Genomic DNA, 15,222 nt, shown 5'->3' with positions numbered 1-15,222 from the left:
TGTAACCCATAATATGAAACAAATAAAAAGGCCTGTAATGATAAGAGCCAGGATATCCATGATTGATGACGACTCAGTGAATAGAGGGGGGGGCATCGTTTGAGTCGTTCGAGGGCTCATCATCTTCATCATCGTCCAGATCCTCGAGCAATTCGAGGTCCGGGTCCGGCAGCGCCTCGTCCGTCAGGTCAAACGGCAAGAGCTCTGAAAGCTCCATAGCAAAGTCAAACTCATCGCCGTTTTGGTCCAGACGCACAAAACGTGCTTCGGGATCTTCGGTAATCTGGATGGCCCAGAGATACTGACAGTCATAGACTTCCGTATCAAGATCGAGCCCGCCCCGGTTTCCGACAAAGCGCGCACCTGGCCCACCCATTTGAACGTGCGTGGCTTTTTCATCGGGGGTTTCGTCGACACCGAGCGGAATGGCAAAAATGACCCATTCAGCATCGTCATCCATCCCGATTTCAGCCAAAACAGACTTGCCCATATAGGCACTCAGGCCGTCCGCGGTTTTACCCAGCATGGCGAGTTCTTGTTCGGTAAAGCGAAGCGCGTGGTCAGGTGTCGTCATAGGAGTGGAGTTCAGGGCAGTTCAGGCCAGGTAAAAATCGATCCAGCCGTCATCATAGCGCCCTCCAAGCCCTACAATAGCGCATTGACTTTTATTCTTTGATGGACCTATGGCTCAATACGTATACACCATGCACCGCGTGGGCAAAATTGTTCCCCCCAAGCGCCAGATTCTTCGTGATATCTCCCTGTCATTTTTCCCGGGTGCCAAAATCGGCGTGCTGGGTCTGAATGGCTCAGGCAAGTCCACCTTGCTCAAGATCATGGCGGGTGTGGACAAGGAAATCGAGGGCGAAGCCGTTCCGATGCCGGGGCTCAATATCGGCTATCTGGAGCAAGAGCCCAAACTCAATCCCGATCACACTGTCCGGCAGGCGGTTGAGGAGGGCATGGGCCCAGTCGTTGCGGCTAAAAAGCGTCTCGACGAGGTGTACGCCGCATATGCGGAACCTGATGCAGACTTTGATGCGCTTGCAGCCGAACAGGCTGAGCTCGAAGCCATCATTTCCGCTGCGGCCTCAAGCGGCTCAGACGATACTGAAACACAAATGGAAATCGCCGCCGATGCTTTGCGTCTACCTCCTTGGGACGCCAATGTTGGCAAGCTCTCCGGTGGTGAGAAGCGTCGTGTGGCGCTCTGCCGTTTGTTGCTTTCCAAGCCAGATATGCTGCTGCTAGACGAGCCGACCAACCACCTGGATGCCGAAAGCGTCGAGTGGCTGGAACAGTTTCTGGCCAAGTTCCCCGGAACCGTAGTGGGTGTTACCCACGACCGTTATTTCCTGGATAACGCCGCAGAGTGGATTCTCGAGCTCGACCGTGGTCACGGCATTCCCTGGAAGGGCAATTACAGCTCCTGGCTCGAACAAAAGAACGACCGACTCAAGCAAGAAGAGGCGAGCGAGTCGGCGCGTCAGAAAACCATCAAGAAAGAGCTGGAGTGGGTGCGCCAAAACGCTAAAGGACGTCAGGCCAAGGCCAAAGCGCGTATGACGCGTTTTGAGGAGCTCTCCTCGCACGAATATCAAAAGCGCAATGAAACCCAGGAGATCTTTATCCCTGTGGCCGAGCGCCTGGGTAACGAGGCGATTGAGTTCGTGAACGTCAGCAAGGCCTTTGGTGACAAGCTGCTCATGGATAACGTGAGTTTCCGTGTTCCACCAGGCGCGATTGTCGGCATCATTGGTCCAAACGGCGCGGGTAAATCGACTTTGTTCCGCATGATCGCGGGCCAGGATAAACCTGACAGTGGCGAGGTCAAAATCGGTCAGACCGTCAAGATCGCTTTTGTGGATCAGTCTCGTGACGCGTTGCCTGACGGCAAAACTGTGTTTGACACGATTTCTGACGGTGCCGATCTGCTCACGGTTGGACGTTTTGAAATGCCTGCGCGTGCCTACCTGGGACGCTTCAATTTCAAAGGCGCAGATCAGGGCAAGATGGTCGGTCAGCTCTCGGGTGGTGAGCGAGGGCGCCTGCATTTGGCCAAAACGCTCATTACGGGTGGCAATGTGTTGCTGCTGGACGAACCGTCAAACGATCTGGACGTGGAAACCTTGCGCGCGCTCGAGGACGCACTCCTGGAGTTTGCAGGCTCTGTGATGGTGATCAGTCATGATCGCTGGTTCCTGGATCGTATCGCCACGCATATCCTCGCGTTCGAGGGCGACTCCCAGGTGGTGTTCTTTGATGGCAATTATCAGGAATACGAAGCGGACAAGAAACGCCGCTTAGGCGAGGCGGGCGCAGCGCCCAAGCGAATCCGCTACAAGGCGCTGCGTTAATCGATCAACGCTGAGGCATCTCGATCTTGACCTCGAGGACTTCAAGGCTATCCTGTCTATCGAACTGGACCTTGATGTCTTCGGGGTTGATCTGCACGTACTTGGAAATGACGGCCATCAACTCTTTTTGGAGTGCGGGCAAGTAGTCAGGGGAGTTGTTGCCGCCACCGACACGTTCGTGGGCCAGAATGATCTGCAGACGCTCTTTGGCAACGTTGGCGGAGGTTTTTTTCTGACCAAGCAAAAACGACAGAAATGACATCATTTACCTCCGAATAAGCGCTTGAGTAAGCCTGGCTTTTCGTAATCCACGAAACGCAGGGGCTTTTCCTCGCCGAGGTAGCGTGACACAACATCGCGATACGCTTCGGAAACATCGCTTTTTTCAATGTGAATGGCAGGCAAGCCTTGGTTGGAGGCCTGCAACACCGACTCGGACTCTGGAATCACGCCGATCAGTTTGATCCGCAAAATATCCTCGATATCCTTGAGCGACAGCATTTCGCCGTCCTCGACACGCTTGGGGTTGTATCGCGTCAGCAACAGATATTCTTTGATGGGCTCGTCAGACTCGATGGCACGGCGTGATTTGGACGCTAAGATGCCTAAAATCCGGTCGGAGTCGCGTACAGAGGAGACTTCGGGGTTGGTGACCACGAGCGCATCATCGGCGTAATAGGCTGCCAGCAGCGCACCCGTCTCAATCCCAGCTGGCGAATCACACACGATGTACTCGAAACCCATTTCTTTCAGATCGTTGATGACCTTGCCTACGCCTTCGAGGGACAGCGCGTCTTTGTCGCGCGTCTGCGAGGCGGGGAGGATAAAAAGGTTTTCAAGGTTTTTGTCCTTGATCAACGCTTGATTCAGGGTGGCTTCACCTTGGATCACATTCACAAAGTCATACACCACGCGACGCTCACAGCCCATGATGAGGTCGAGGTTACGCAGACCCACATCAAAATCGATCACAGCTGTTTTGTGACCACGCATGGCCAAACCAGAGGAAAAGCTGGCACTCGTGGTGGTCTTGCCGACGCCACCCTTGCCTGAAGTCACCACCACAATACGAGTCATGACGCGAGAACCTTTAAATGGAAATGTTAATTTTACTGCCCGAGGGCGTTGATATGAAGCGCATCTTTTTCCAGTTGGATCACAACGGGTTTTTGATGCAGTTCGGCTGAAAGTTTAGTGTCGATCACGCGATAAATACCAGCGATCGCGACGAGTTCGGCATCAAAGCCGGTCGTGAAAATCCTTGCGGCGACATCACCGCGCGCACCTGCCATGGCTTTGCCACGCAGTGGGCCATAAATGTGGATATTGCCATCGGCGATGACTTCGGCGCCGCGACTCACCACACCCATCACAATCAGGTCACTGTTGCGTGCGTAGACCCGTTGTCCGGAGCGCAATGGTCCTTTGATGACCATGGTGGGCGCAGCCGAGGCATTTTGGGCAACTTGCGGCGTAGCTGCCGCATGTGGGGTGCTGGCTGAAGCGGTACTTTCCTCAGCGGTGCTTGAGTCAGTGGTACTCGCTTCAGTGGTACTCGCCACAGTGGCTTTTGTCTCAGTCCGGGACTGCGAATCGGCTGAATCGGTCGGTTCAGCAGATGCCGCGGGTGTGGGCAAGCTCGCTGTAACAGGCTCGGCTACAGAGGCAGCGGTTTGCGTATCGGACGCATGCCGCGCCGGCGCTGCGGATAGGTCCACGGGCGTGAGGCCGCAGGCTTGTGCCTGAACCAAATTATCGCCTTGGGCCACGACACCAATCACGGGCAGCTTGTGCTTTTTGAACGCCTCGATGAGCGGCGCCCAGTCGATCGATTCTTCCACACGCATGGCGTCGATCACGACAGGCTCGTTTTCAAAAAACGCACCCGCATCGGCCATGCGTTTTTTGAGCGCTTTGATCAGTACTTTTGTGTCGGAGTGCTGAAGCACCACACGTATCGCATACAGTGTGGCGCTTTTAAATTCGAGGGGGGAGAGTTCAGTCGTCATTGGCGAGGATCATACCTTACCTAGCTGGCGCTCGCCCAGGTGTCTTTGAGGGTCGTCACGCGATTAAAGACCGGACGCTCGGGCGTCGAGTCCTTGGTGTCGATCACAAAATACCCCAGACGCTCAAATTGGGAGACGATGCCGGGTTCAAGGGAAGTGCCTGGCTCAAGCCACGCCTGAACGGTTTGGACAGATAGCGGGTTGAGGTAGTCCAGAAACTCCCGGTCTCCGGCGTCCGGGAAGGGCTCAGAGAACAGCCGGTCATACAGCCTGATTTCCGCGGGTACAGCCGACGCGCAGCTAATCCAGGTGACGTTGCCCTTGACCTTGACCGCATCCGAGCCCGGTGTACCGCTTTTGGTCTCCGGGTTGTACTCAGCGTGAACCTCGATGATATTGCCCGCGGCATCCTTGACGCAGCCTGTGCATGTCACGACATAACCATATTTCAATCTGACCGAGTTGCCGGGGAATAATCTAAAGTACTTTTTAGGTGGAACTTCGGCAAAGTCTTCACGCTCAATCCAGACCTCGCGGGTAAGTGGAAATTCACGCTGACCGGCGTTGGGATCATGCGGGTTGCGAGGCGCATGGCAGATTTCCGCATGTCCTTCGGGAAAATTGGTGATCACCAGTTTGAGGGGATCCAGGATCGCCACGGAACGGGGTGCCAGAGGGTCTTGATCCTCGCGCAAAGCCTGATCCAGCAGACTGTAATCGATGCGTGAATTGGATTTGGAGACGCCCGTGCGCTCGCAGAACAGGCGGAGCGCGGCCGCAGTGTAACCACGCCGGCGCAGGCCCGCCAGTGTCGGCATCCTCGGATCATCCCAGCCATTCACGTGACCTTCTTTGACGAGCTGTAATAACTTGCGCTTGCTGGTGACGATGTAACTGATATTGAGACGGGCGAACTCGTACTGGTGGGGCAAAGGCAAGGAAAACTTGCCTAACTCCTGCAGACGGTTGAGTGTCCAGTCGTAAAAGGGCCGCTGGTCTTCAAACTCAAGTGTGCAAATACTGTGTGTGATGCCCTCAAGGGCGTCTTCGATCGGATGCGCAAAGGCGTACATGGGGTAGATACACCACTGCGTGCCAGTTCGGTGATGCGCGGCATGACGGATTCGATAGAGCACGGGGTCGCGCATGTTGATGTTGGGCGAGGCCATGTCGATGCGTGCCCGCAGCGCCATGCTGCCATCGGGGTGCTTGCCTGCGCGCATTTCGCGCAACAGGCGCACTGAATCGGCTGCGGGTCGATCACGGTAGGGCGAGTTTTGACCAGGTTCGGTAAGAGTGCCGCGCATGGCGCGCATTTCCTCTGGGCTTTGCTCGTCGACGTAGGCGTGTCCGGCTTCGATCAGCGCCTCGGCAAAGGCGTACATGTCCTCAAAATAACTGCTGGCGTAATAGAGATGCTCTTTGCCATCCACGGTCCAGTCAAAGCCGAGCCATTTGACGGCATCGATGATGGCGTCCACATACTCTTGCTCTTCTTTTTCGGGGTTCGTATCGTCAAAACGCAAATGACAAATACCGCCATAGTCACGCGCCAGACCGAAATTCAGACAGATACTCTTGGCGTGTCCGATGTGCAGGTAACCATTCGGTTCGGGCGGAAAGCGCGTGCGAATCCGTGCGGAGTCGAGTGCCCCCGTCGCTTGCACCTGTGCCGGACCGGGGTGACCTGCCCAGCGCTTGCCCGCAAATCGCTGGGAGGCGAGGTCGGACTCGATGATGTTGCGCAGAAAATTAGTCGTAACGGGGGCGTTGGTTTCAGAGGTCATACAAGAATGTTGGGTCGGCCATTGCGAGCGATAAGGGCATATTTTGCCATGAGGAGCACCCGATCACCTGCGGTAGATGGAAATACCCCCAATTTGTTCCTCTACAATCTCGGCATGTTGTTAATAAAAGCCTCTCATGCTTAAGCCAAGCGCTTTCGCTTCAGAACCCACTCTCCCACGCAGCGTATCCAATGGTGTCCATCAGCCGGACGCCTGTGACGTGTTGGCGAGGGTGTTTGGTTACGAATCGTTTCGCGGCGATCAGCATGCCATTGTCGAGCATGTGATTCAGGGAGGCGATGCCCTCGTGCTAATGCCGACCGGAGGCGGCAAGTCCCTGTGTTATCAGGTCCCCGCGCTTGTGCGCCCTGGCACAGGGATAGTGATTTCACCGCTCATTGCGCTGATGCAAGACCAGGTCGATGCGCTGACCGAGCTTGGCGTGCGTGCGGCCTTTCTCAATTCGACTCAGGATTGGCAAGACACCCGAGAAGTCGAGCAGGCATTTCTGAGTGGTCAGCTCGATTTGCTTTATGTCGCCCCCGAACGTTTGCTGACTGACCGGTGTATCCAGTTGCTCGAACGGGGCAAAATCGCGCTGTTCGCCATCGACGAGGCCCATTGCGTGTCGCAATGGGGACATGACTTCAGGCCCGAGTACCTTGGTTTGTCCATGCTGCACGAACGCTGGCCGGATGTCCCGCGTATCGCACTGACGGCAACCGCGACCGATGTCACCAGACGCGAAATCGCCGAGCGTCTCTCACTAGACGATGCAAGGCATTTTGTCGCCAGCTTCGACCGACCCAACATTCGTTACAACATCGTTGAAAAACAAGATGTTCGAAAGCAGCTGCTACAGCTCCTGAAACAAGAGCATGCAGGCGATGCCGGCATTGTTTATTGCCTGTCGCGCAACAAGGTCGAGGAAACTGCGGCATTCTTATGTGCGAACGGCATCGAGGCCTTGCCTTATCACGCGGGCTTGGGCGCGCAGGTTCGCGCGCAAAATCAGTCCAGATTTTTGCGTGAAGACGGCATCGTCATGGTGGCGACCATCGCTTTCGGGATGGGTATCGATAAGCCTGACGTGCGTTTCGTCGCGCACATCGATATGCCCAAGTCCGTGGAAGGCTACTACCAGGAGACGGGCCGCGCGGGCCGGGATGGTTTGCCCGCTACAGCATGGCTCGCATACGGTTTGCAAGACGTGGTGCAACAGCGGCGCATGATTGACGAGTCTGCTGGCGATGATGCTTTCAGACGCAGGCTGGGTGCCCAGCTCGATGCCATGCTGGCAATGTGCGAGGCGATTGCGTGCCGCAGGCAACGCTTGCTGCAATATTTTGGACAGCGGATCGAGCCTTGCGGCAATTGTGATAATTGCTTGCAACCGCCCGAGGCCTGGGATGGAACCGTCGCTGCGCAAAAGATGTTGTCGGCGATTTATCGTCTCATGAAAGAACGTGGTCAACGCTATGGCGCAGGTCATCTGATCGATATCTTGCGCGGTAAAGCCACGCCTCGCGTGCTGGAAAATGAACACGAAAAACTGACTGTTTTTGGGATTGGTCAGGACTTGTCTGATCAGGCCTGGCGCAGTGTGCTGAGACAATTGCTCGCACATGGACTGCTGGTGGTGGATCAGGAGGGGTATGGCACGCTTGCGCTCACCGAAGAAAGCCGTGCGGTGCTCAAAGGCGAGCGCACGTTGATGCTGCGCCGGGAGGCTGAGCGCACCGCGCGTACCGCCACGCCAAAATCCAAAGTGTTGCAGCCTGATTTACCTGAGGGTGCACAAGAGATTTTTCAGGCTTTACGCCAGTGGCGCGCCGAGATCGCACGCAGTCATGGTGTACCCGCCTATGTCATCTTTCATGATGCAACGCTTCGTGAAATCGCGATGGCTCGACCGGATAGTCTTGCGTCCCTGGGACATGTCAATGGCGTGGGTGTTCGCAAGCTCGAGTCATATGGCGAGTCGATCCTGGCGTGCATTGCAGAGCACCAGGATCGCTGAGCACGGACCGAAGCTCGCGCCTCGACAATTATTCGGCAAATAGCGGTCCGTCTGTCGGGGGTGTCTTAGGTGGCGTCAAGCCAAGGTGTCGCCAGGTTGTTTGAGTGGCCATTCGGCCACGCGGTGTACGCTGCAGGTAGCCATGCTGAATCAGGTAGGGCTCGATCACATCCTCGATCGTGTCGCGCTCTTCGCCAATCGCCGCGGCCAGACTGTCAACGCCGACAGGCCCGCCGTCGAACTTGTGCACGATTGCTTCGAGCAATTTGCGATCCATCAGATCGAGACCTTGCGGATCCACCTCGAGCATGGACAAGGCGGCGTTGGCGACTGTCGCATCGATCGTGCCTTTCGCCTTGACCTGAGCGTAGTCGCGCACGCGACGCAAGAGTCTGTTGGCGATTCGCGGCGTGCCACGGGAGCGTCTGGCCACTTCGGATGCGCCATCCGGCGTGATGGGGACTTGGAGTAAACCCGCGCTGCGTGTGGCGATACGCGTGAGCTCGTCGGGCGTATAGAACTCCAGACGGGACACAATACCGAAACGGTCACGAAGCGGGTTGGTGAGCATGCCGGCCCGCGTGGTAGCACCCACAAGCGTAAAGGGCTGCAGATCTAGTTTGACGCTGCGCGCTGCAGGACCCTCGCCGATCAGAATATCGATTTGAAAGTCTTCGAGCGCGGGGTAAAGGATTTCCTCGACCACTGGCGATAAACGGTGGATTTCGTCGATAAACAACACATCATTTCGTTCGAGATTGGTCAGCAAGGCCGCAAGATCGCCCGGGCGCTCCAGAACAGGGCCGGAAGTCTGGCGCATGTTCACTCCCATTTCATGGGCGATGATGTGTGCAAGCGTCGTTTTACCGAGTCCCGGCGGTCCAAAGAGCAGCACATGGTCCAGAGATTCCTGACGATTGCGCGCCGCAGCGATAAAAATCTGCAGTTGTTCGCGCACCCTTTGCTGACCTACGTATTCCTCGAGCGCCCGCGGGCGAAGCGCCCGTTCGATGGTTTCCTCGTTGGGCGTCGTGGCCTGGGGCGTGACGAGGCGCGAGGCCTCGGCGCGTGAATTTAGGGAATCCGACTGAATGGCCATGAAAGTAAAAATTTAATCCATTAAAAGCGGGGACTGCGCAATGATGCCCGGACAATCGTACACTATCCGGCATCTTGGATCTGATAATGAGAGGAAAGCAATGTCTATCGTGTTGCCAACATATGAAGATGTGATCCGCGCATCCGAGACGCTCAAAGGCGTCGCCCACCGCACACCCGTCATGACCTCGGCTACAGCCGACCGGATGACTGGAGCGCGGGTTTTTTTCAAATGCGACAACCTTCAGCGCATGGGGGCGTTCAAATTCCGCGGGGCGTACAACGCGATTGCCAACTTGACCCCGGAGCAACGACGCGCGGGTGTGTTGACATTCTCTTCTGGCAATCACGCCCAGGCGATTGCGCTGGCAGGCAAATTGCTTGGAGTCGCCACCACCATCATCATGCCTCAGGACGCGCCCGCAGCTAAAAAGGCCGCGACACAAGAGTATGGCGCTACCGTGGTGAATTACGATCGCTACAAGGAAAACCGCGACGACATCGCCCGTGAAATGCAAAAAAAGACCGGTATGTCGCTGATCCCGCCCTATGACCATTTGCACGTCATTGCCGGACAGGGGACTGCCGCCAAGGAATTGCTCGAAGATGTCGGCGAGCTTGATTATTTGCTCGTTTGCCTGGGCGGGGGCGGATTGCTCGCGGGTAGCGCGTTGTCTGCGCAGGCATTGAGCCCGAAATGCAAAGTCTACGGCGTCGAACCCGAAGCCGGGAACGATGGCCAACAATCGCTTCGCAAGGGCGAGGTTGTGCATATTGATCCGCCACGCTCCATCGCCGACGGCGCCCTGACACTTTATCTAGGTCAATTGACCTTTGGAGTGATCAAACAGCGTGTCACGGACATTTTGACCGTGACGGATCCACAGTTGCTTTCAACGATGCGGTTTTTTGCCGAGCGCATGAAGCTTGTCGTCGAACCGACGGGTTGTCTGGGCGCAGCTGCACTGTTACAGGGTGTTTTGCCAGTCGAACAGGGCGCGCGCGTGGGCGTGATCATTAGTGGCGGTAATGTAGACTTGCAAGCTTATGCAGGATTTTTGACGCAAGTTTAAGTATTTTTGGAGTGACCTATGCGTGTACTGGTGATTGGTGGTGCAGGATTTCTGGGCCGACAGATCGTCGGTCGTCTGGTTGCCCAAGGGCATGTCGTACATGTGCCGACGAGACAATACCAACACGGTCGAGCCCTCTTGGTGCATCCTACCGTGACGGTCATGCAGGCTGACATCAATGACGATGAGACGTTGAATCGCTTGGTATCCGGTTGTGACGTGGTGATTAATCTGGTCGGTATTTTGCACAGCCGATCCGGTCAGCCTTATGGGCCTGATTTCGACCGGGCGCATGTCCAGTTACCTAAGCGTATTGCTCAAGCTTGCTTGAAACATGGCACTAAGCGCTTTGTCCACGTGAGTGCCCTGGGTGCCGACGCTCAGGGGCCGAGTGGCTATCTGCGCTCGAAAGCTGCAGGCGAGCAGGCTATCCACGATGCTTACGCCGCAGCCCAGAGCAACAGCTTCACGATTTTCAGGCCTTCAGTGGTGTTCGGCCCTGAAGATCAGTTCATGAACATGTTCGCGCGTTTGGCCCGTTTTTTCCCGGTTTTGCCGATCGCGGGCGCGAAAGCCAAAATGCAGCCTGTATTTGTCATGGATGTTGCCGAGGCAATCCTCAATGCGATGTCGCAGCCCTGGGCGTGCGGTCAAACTTTCGATTTGGCCGGTCCGCGGGTGTATACCCTTGGACAGCTCGTCGAACTCGCGGCTTTGTGGAGCGGTCATCCCCGTTCGGTCATTGATCTGCCACTCTCGATTGGTCGCGTGCAGGCATTCTTTTTCGAGTGTCTGCCTGGAGAGCCACTGATGTCTCGCGACAACCTGGCCTCACTGTCCGTAGACAATACGAGTTCGGCACCCATCAATCCGATGCTCGGTATTGTGCCGACGGCCCTGGAGTCGATTGCGCCCGTTTATTTGAAACCCACTGCCTGAGTTGATGCACGATGACAACGATAAAAAAAGGTCAAGCCTTAAACATTAGAGACTCACGTATTTTGATCGCCGGTGCCGCGAGCCTGGTTGGTTCGCATACCGCGGATCTGCTGCTCAAGGAGGGCGCCCGAGAAGTTTTACTGCTGGATAATTTTTCCTTTGGTTCGATGGAAGCGATCCAGCATCTCCAGGACGATCCGCGCATCAAGATCGTGCGTGCGGATTTAATGAGATTGCCCGATTTATTGATGGCAACCGAAGGTGTCGATGGCGTGGTGCATCTTGCCGCCTATATGACCTTGGGCTTTTCCCAAACGCCATGGCAAGCGGTGGATGTGAACATACGCGGCGCGCAAAATATGCTCGAAGCTTGCCGTGTGAACAAGGTCAAGAAAATGATCTTTGCCTCTTCGAATGCTGTTTATGGCTATGGCTCAGGGATCAAGGGCGCGTTGTCCGAAGAAATCCCCTTCCATTCCGTAGGTGCGCCACCCGCTGCGATCCTGTATGGCGCTTCAAAAATCATGGGCGAACAGTTGTGCCGTCATTATCACCAGACCTTCGGTCAGGATTATGTCGTCCTGCGTTATTCGACCGTCTATGGTGAACGACAACACTATCGCGCCGCGAATTCGCTCTACATCATGGAGACCTATGATCTGGTGCGGAAAGGACAGGCGCCGGTTTTGCCTGGAGACGGCAAGGACACCAAGCATTTCGTGCATGTCTCGGACGTCGCGCGTGCCAACCTGGCGGCTCTGCAAAGCACGGCGACTGATGTGGCTGTGAACGTTTCGGGTCCTGCCCCCATCACGACTGGCGAACTCGTGGAATTGGTGCTTGAGTACTGCAAGAGCGACCTCAAGCCCGAAGTTCGACCCGATCCTCCAGGCAAGGTTCGATTGACCTCTGGCGGAGCCTTTCATATCCCGCACGACAAGGCGGGTGAAGCGATCGGCTGGAAACCCCTAGTCCAGATGCGCGAAGGTGTGACACGACTGCTCGCGTGGCGCGAAGCACAGGAAAAAAAGGAGATGACAAAATGAAAATCAATCGCATACTGATCGGTGCCGCGTTGCTGATGGGCGCAAGCTTTTCTGTACCAACCCTCGCTCAGAATTTTCCTGAAAAAGCGGTCACACTTGTGGTGCCTTATCCTGCCGGCGGTGCGACGGATGTGATTGGCCGGATGGTGGCTGAAAAACTCCCCGCGCAGTGGAAACAGCAAGTCGTGGTGACCAATCGCCCCGGAGCTGGAACAACGCTTGCCGCCGAAGGGGTTGCCCGCGCGCCTGGAGATGGCTACACCCTTTACATCACTACAGCGGCACATACGATTAGCGCGAGCTTATACGGCAAGCTGAAATACGATCCTGTCAAAGATTTTGCCCCGATCACACTGATTTCCACGATTCCTTTGGTGATGCTGGTCAATCCAAGCCTGCCTGTCAATACGCTTCCTGAGTTGATCCAATATGCCAAGGCACAAAAAAACGGATTGACCATGGCGTCGCCTGGCAACGGTACCCCGCAACATCTTGCGGGTGAACTGTTCAAATCCAAAACAGGTACACCACTCACCCATGTTCCTTACAAGGGTGATACGCCAATGTTGACGGATTTGATTGGTGGTCAAGTACAAGTGGCGTTCGTGACCCTTTCTGCAGCTTTGCCCTATATCAACTCTGGCAAGCTCAAGCCTATCGCCTTGGCCCATCCCAAGCGTGTGGACGCGATCGCCTCAGTGCCCACCATGGCTCAAGCGGGTGTTCCCGACTTCAGCGCAGCAACCTGGTTCGGGATCTACGGCCCTGGCACGATGAACGAAGCGCTCCGTCAGAAAATATCTGCGGATATCCAGAAAATCGTCGCTGAACCTGCGATGACGCAGCGTTTGCGTGACATGGGGGGCGAGGTCAACAACAGTACCCCAGAGGGTTTTCAGAAAGTGATCGATGCTGAGGTCAAAAACTGGTCCGAAGCTGTTCGTTTGTCGGGTGCCCGTATCGACTAAGCGATTTGACGCAAGCTCTGATTGATCGATTGTCTGAGTAATTGAGCGATCTGATCGATCTCGGCCTCACTCACAATGAAAGGCGGCGCCACGAGGACGTGGTCGCCGCTTTTTCCATCAATCGTTCCACCCATTGGGTAAACCAGCAAACCATTGTCGATGGCTTGCTGTTTAATCACGGCATGAAGTTTTTTGTTGTGATCGAAGGGGGTGCGAGTCGCGCGGTCCTGCACGAGTTCAACAGCCATGAATAAGCCGCGTCCCCGAATATCACCGACATGGGGGTGATCGCCGAGCGCGGCAACGAGTGCTTTCCTCAGATATTCCCCGCGCGCACGAACCTGCTCAAGCAGTCGATCGCGCTGAATCACGCGCTGCACGGCCAGGGCGGCGGCAGATGCGATGGGATGACCCAGATAGGTATGACCGTGCTGGAACATCCCGCTTTTGCGGCGCAAGGCATCCACTACGTGCGCACGTGCAAGCAGCGCGCCAATGGGCTGATATCCGCCGCCTAAGCCTTTGGCGATGATCACGATATCTGGCAGGGTTTCGTCCTGTTCAAATGCGTAAAGCGTTCCGGTCCGACCCATTCCGCACATCACTTCATCTGCGATGTAGAGGATTCCGTATTTGTCGCACAGACGGCGCACGCCTTGCAAATACCCGGGGGTTGGCGGTACTGCACCCGTGGTGGCACCCACGACGGTCTCCGCGCAGAAAGCAATAATGCGTTCGGGTCCTGTCGCGATAAATGTCTCTTCGATCTCGGTCAGCAGACGATGGGTATATGCGTCTTGTGTTTCGTGCGCGAGCCGATCGCGGTATTCAAAACAAGGCGACACACGCGGGACATCCATGAGGAGTGGCGCGAAGGGCTGACGCCGCCATTCATTACCGCCCACGGCGAGTGCACCCAGCGTATTGCCATGATAGCTTTGGCGCCTTGAAACAAATACCGTACGTTCAGGTTGTCCGATTTCGAGAAAATATTGTCTGGCAAGCTTGAGCGCAGCCTCAACAGCCTCGGATCCGCCGGAAACAAAATACACGTCGCTCAGATCCCCTGGGGCGTGCTCGATCAGGTGATCGGCGAGCGCCTCCGTGACTTCCGATGTAAAAAAACCAGTGTGCGCATAGGCCAGCTGATCGATTTGTGCGTGCATGGCGGCGAGCACATCAGGGTGGGCATGCCCCAGACAGGAAACCGCGGCACCACCGCTGGCATCGATATATTTTTTATGATGCGCGTCGATAATGTGAATGCCTTGCGAGCGCGCAGCGACCAAGGGTGTATGACGCAATGAACGATGAATAATGTGAGTCATTTTGAGAGCCCCTTGAGCGCATGACGAATCGCATCGGAGATATTCAGCCCTTCTGGCAATCCTTTCACGGCGGATAAGGATTCGCGTTCAGAGTAGCCCAGCGCAGTCAACGCATGGATGACATCGCTTTGTGTGTTGGAGCTGGCCGCAGTATTGGCGCTGAGGGAGTGCCCCAGGTCCGCACCCAGTTTGCCTTTCATTTCGAGGAGCAGTCTCTCAGCGGTCTTTTTGCCAATGCCCGGTACCCGCATCAGTCTGGCTGGCTCCTGCAGTGTGATGGCTTGCGAGAGCTCTTCGACAGACATGCCGGACAGAACCGCCAATGCTGTTCGCGCGCCAATGCCGCTCACCTTGATCAGCTCCCGGAACGTCGCGCGTTCCTGGGTAGTGGAAAAGCCAAACAAGATATGCGCATCCTCACGCACAGTGAGATGCGTGAGGAGCGTGACCTGCGCCCCTACTTCCGGCAGGGCATAGAACGTGGTCATTGAAACATCGATCTCGTAACCGACGCCTTGCACATCGAGTCCGATGCGAGGAGGCGTTTTATCAAACAATGTACCGGTGAGGCGACCAATCATTCTGAGTCCTTTGGGG

Annotated in this window: 14 protein-coding genes; 6 read left to right on the top strand and 8 right to left on the bottom strand. The window is 55.9% G+C overall.

Going from position 1 to position 15,222, the window contains the following annotated elements; translation table 11 throughout:
• Window positions 1-73 precede the first annotated feature (73 nt).
• Window positions 74-574: a hypothetical protein gene (locus QWY30_RS03310; RefSeq protein ID WP_290238238.1), complete on the bottom strand. Its 501-nt coding sequence runs from the start codon at window positions 572-574 to the stop codon at window positions 74-76.
• Between the two features lie 109 nt (window positions 575-683).
• Here QWY30_RS03310 and ettA point away from each other — a divergent pair, with 109 nt between their 5' ends.
• On the top strand, window positions 684-2,357 hold the full coding sequence (gene ettA / locus QWY30_RS03305; protein ID WP_290238236.1) for an energy-dependent translational throttle protein EttA: 1,674 nt from the start codon (window positions 684-686) through the stop codon (window positions 2,355-2,357).
• A 4-nt stretch (window positions 2,358-2,361) separates the two neighbouring features.
• Here ettA and minE read toward each other — a convergent pair whose 3' ends face one another.
• Genes minE through QWY30_RS03285 form a run of 4 tightly spaced genes read right to left on the bottom strand, consistent with a single transcriptional unit; the run spans window position 2,362 to window position 6,153 of the window.
• The gene (minE, locus tag QWY30_RS03300; protein ID WP_290238712.1) at window positions 2,362-2,619 is read right to left on the bottom strand and encodes a cell division topological specificity factor MinE; all 258 of its coding nucleotides are present in this window, start codon (window positions 2,617-2,619) and stop codon (window positions 2,362-2,364) included.
• The gene (gene minD / locus QWY30_RS03295; RefSeq protein WP_290238235.1) at window positions 2,619-3,434 is read right to left on the bottom strand and encodes a septum site-determining protein MinD; all 816 of its coding nucleotides are present in this window, start codon (window positions 3,432-3,434) and stop codon (window positions 2,619-2,621) included. The genes minE and minD overlap by 1 nt, the downstream gene beginning before the upstream one ends.
• 32 nt (window positions 3,435-3,466) lie before the next feature.
• Window positions 3,467-4,366, bottom strand: coding sequence for a septum site-determining protein MinC (minC, locus tag QWY30_RS03290; protein ID WP_290238233.1), 900 nt, complete (start codon window positions 4,364-4,366; stop codon window positions 3,467-3,469).
• Between the two features lie 20 nt (window positions 4,367-4,386).
• Window positions 4,387-6,153: a glutamine--tRNA ligase/YqeY domain fusion protein gene (locus QWY30_RS03285; RefSeq protein WP_290238231.1), complete on the bottom strand. Its 1,767-nt coding sequence runs from the start codon at window positions 6,151-6,153 to the stop codon at window positions 4,387-4,389.
• Window positions 6,154-6,289: 136 nt separating this feature from the next.
• Here QWY30_RS03285 and recQ point away from each other — a divergent pair, with 136 nt between their 5' ends.
• Entirely contained in the window at window positions 6,290-8,173 is a 1,884-nt protein-coding gene (recQ, locus tag QWY30_RS03280) for a DNA helicase RecQ (protein WP_290238229.1), read from the top strand.
• Between the two features lie 28 nt (window positions 8,174-8,201).
• On the opposite strand, the gene ruvB is transcribed toward recQ, so the two are convergent.
• Window positions 8,202-9,272: a Holliday junction branch migration DNA helicase RuvB gene (gene ruvB / locus QWY30_RS03275; protein ID WP_290238228.1), complete on the bottom strand. Its 1,071-nt coding sequence runs from the start codon at window positions 9,270-9,272 to the stop codon at window positions 8,202-8,204.
• A 100-nt stretch (window positions 9,273-9,372) separates the two neighbouring features.
• On the opposite strand from ruvB, the gene QWY30_RS03270 reads away from it, so the two are divergent.
• The 4 genes from QWY30_RS03270 to QWY30_RS03255 are packed head-to-tail and all read left to right on the top strand — an operon-like array spanning window position 9,373 to window position 13,297.
• Window positions 9,373-10,344 (top strand): threo-3-hydroxy-L-aspartate ammonia-lyase, encoded by a 972-nt coding sequence (locus QWY30_RS03270; RefSeq protein WP_290238227.1) that lies wholly within the window; start codon window positions 9,373-9,375, stop codon window positions 10,342-10,344.
• An 18-nt stretch (window positions 10,345-10,362) separates the two neighbouring features.
• Window positions 10,363-11,283, top strand: a complete 921-nt coding sequence (locus QWY30_RS03265; protein ID WP_290238226.1) for a complex I NDUFA9 subunit family protein — start codon at window positions 10,363-10,365, stop codon at window positions 11,281-11,283.
• An 11-nt stretch (window positions 11,284-11,294) separates the two neighbouring features.
• The gene (locus QWY30_RS03260) at window positions 11,295-12,329 is read left to right on the top strand and encodes an NAD-dependent epimerase/dehydratase family protein (RefSeq protein WP_290238223.1); all 1,035 of its coding nucleotides are present in this window, start codon (window positions 11,295-11,297) and stop codon (window positions 12,327-12,329) included.
• Window positions 12,326-13,297, top strand: coding sequence for a Bug family tripartite tricarboxylate transporter substrate binding protein (locus QWY30_RS03255; protein WP_290238221.1), 972 nt, complete (start codon window positions 12,326-12,328; stop codon window positions 13,295-13,297). Before QWY30_RS03260 ends, QWY30_RS03255 begins: the two co-directional genes overlap by 4 nt.
• Here QWY30_RS03255 and QWY30_RS03250 read toward each other — a convergent pair.
• Together QWY30_RS03250 and ruvA are read right to left on the bottom strand one after the other, a co-directional pair.
• Window positions 13,294-14,625 carry an aspartate aminotransferase family protein gene (locus tag QWY30_RS03250; RefSeq protein ID WP_290238220.1) on the bottom strand — a complete coding sequence of 444 codons (1,332 nt, stop codon included), beginning with the start codon at window positions 14,623-14,625 and terminating at the stop codon, window positions 13,294-13,296. The genes QWY30_RS03255 and QWY30_RS03250 overlap by 4 nt on opposite strands.
• The gene (gene ruvA / locus QWY30_RS03245; protein WP_290238218.1) at window positions 14,622-15,206 is read right to left on the bottom strand and encodes a Holliday junction branch migration protein RuvA; all 585 of its coding nucleotides are present in this window, start codon (window positions 15,204-15,206) and stop codon (window positions 14,622-14,624) included. Before ruvA ends, QWY30_RS03250 begins: the two co-directional genes overlap by 4 nt.
• Window positions 15,207-15,222 lie beyond the last annotated feature (16 nt).

The sequence above is a fragment of the Zwartia panacis genome, assembly GCF_030410395.1.
Taxonomy (GTDB): Bacteria; Pseudomonadota; Gammaproteobacteria; order Burkholderiales; family Burkholderiaceae_B; genus Zwartia; species Zwartia panacis.
This window is presented reverse-complemented; position numbering and strand designations above follow the sequence as displayed.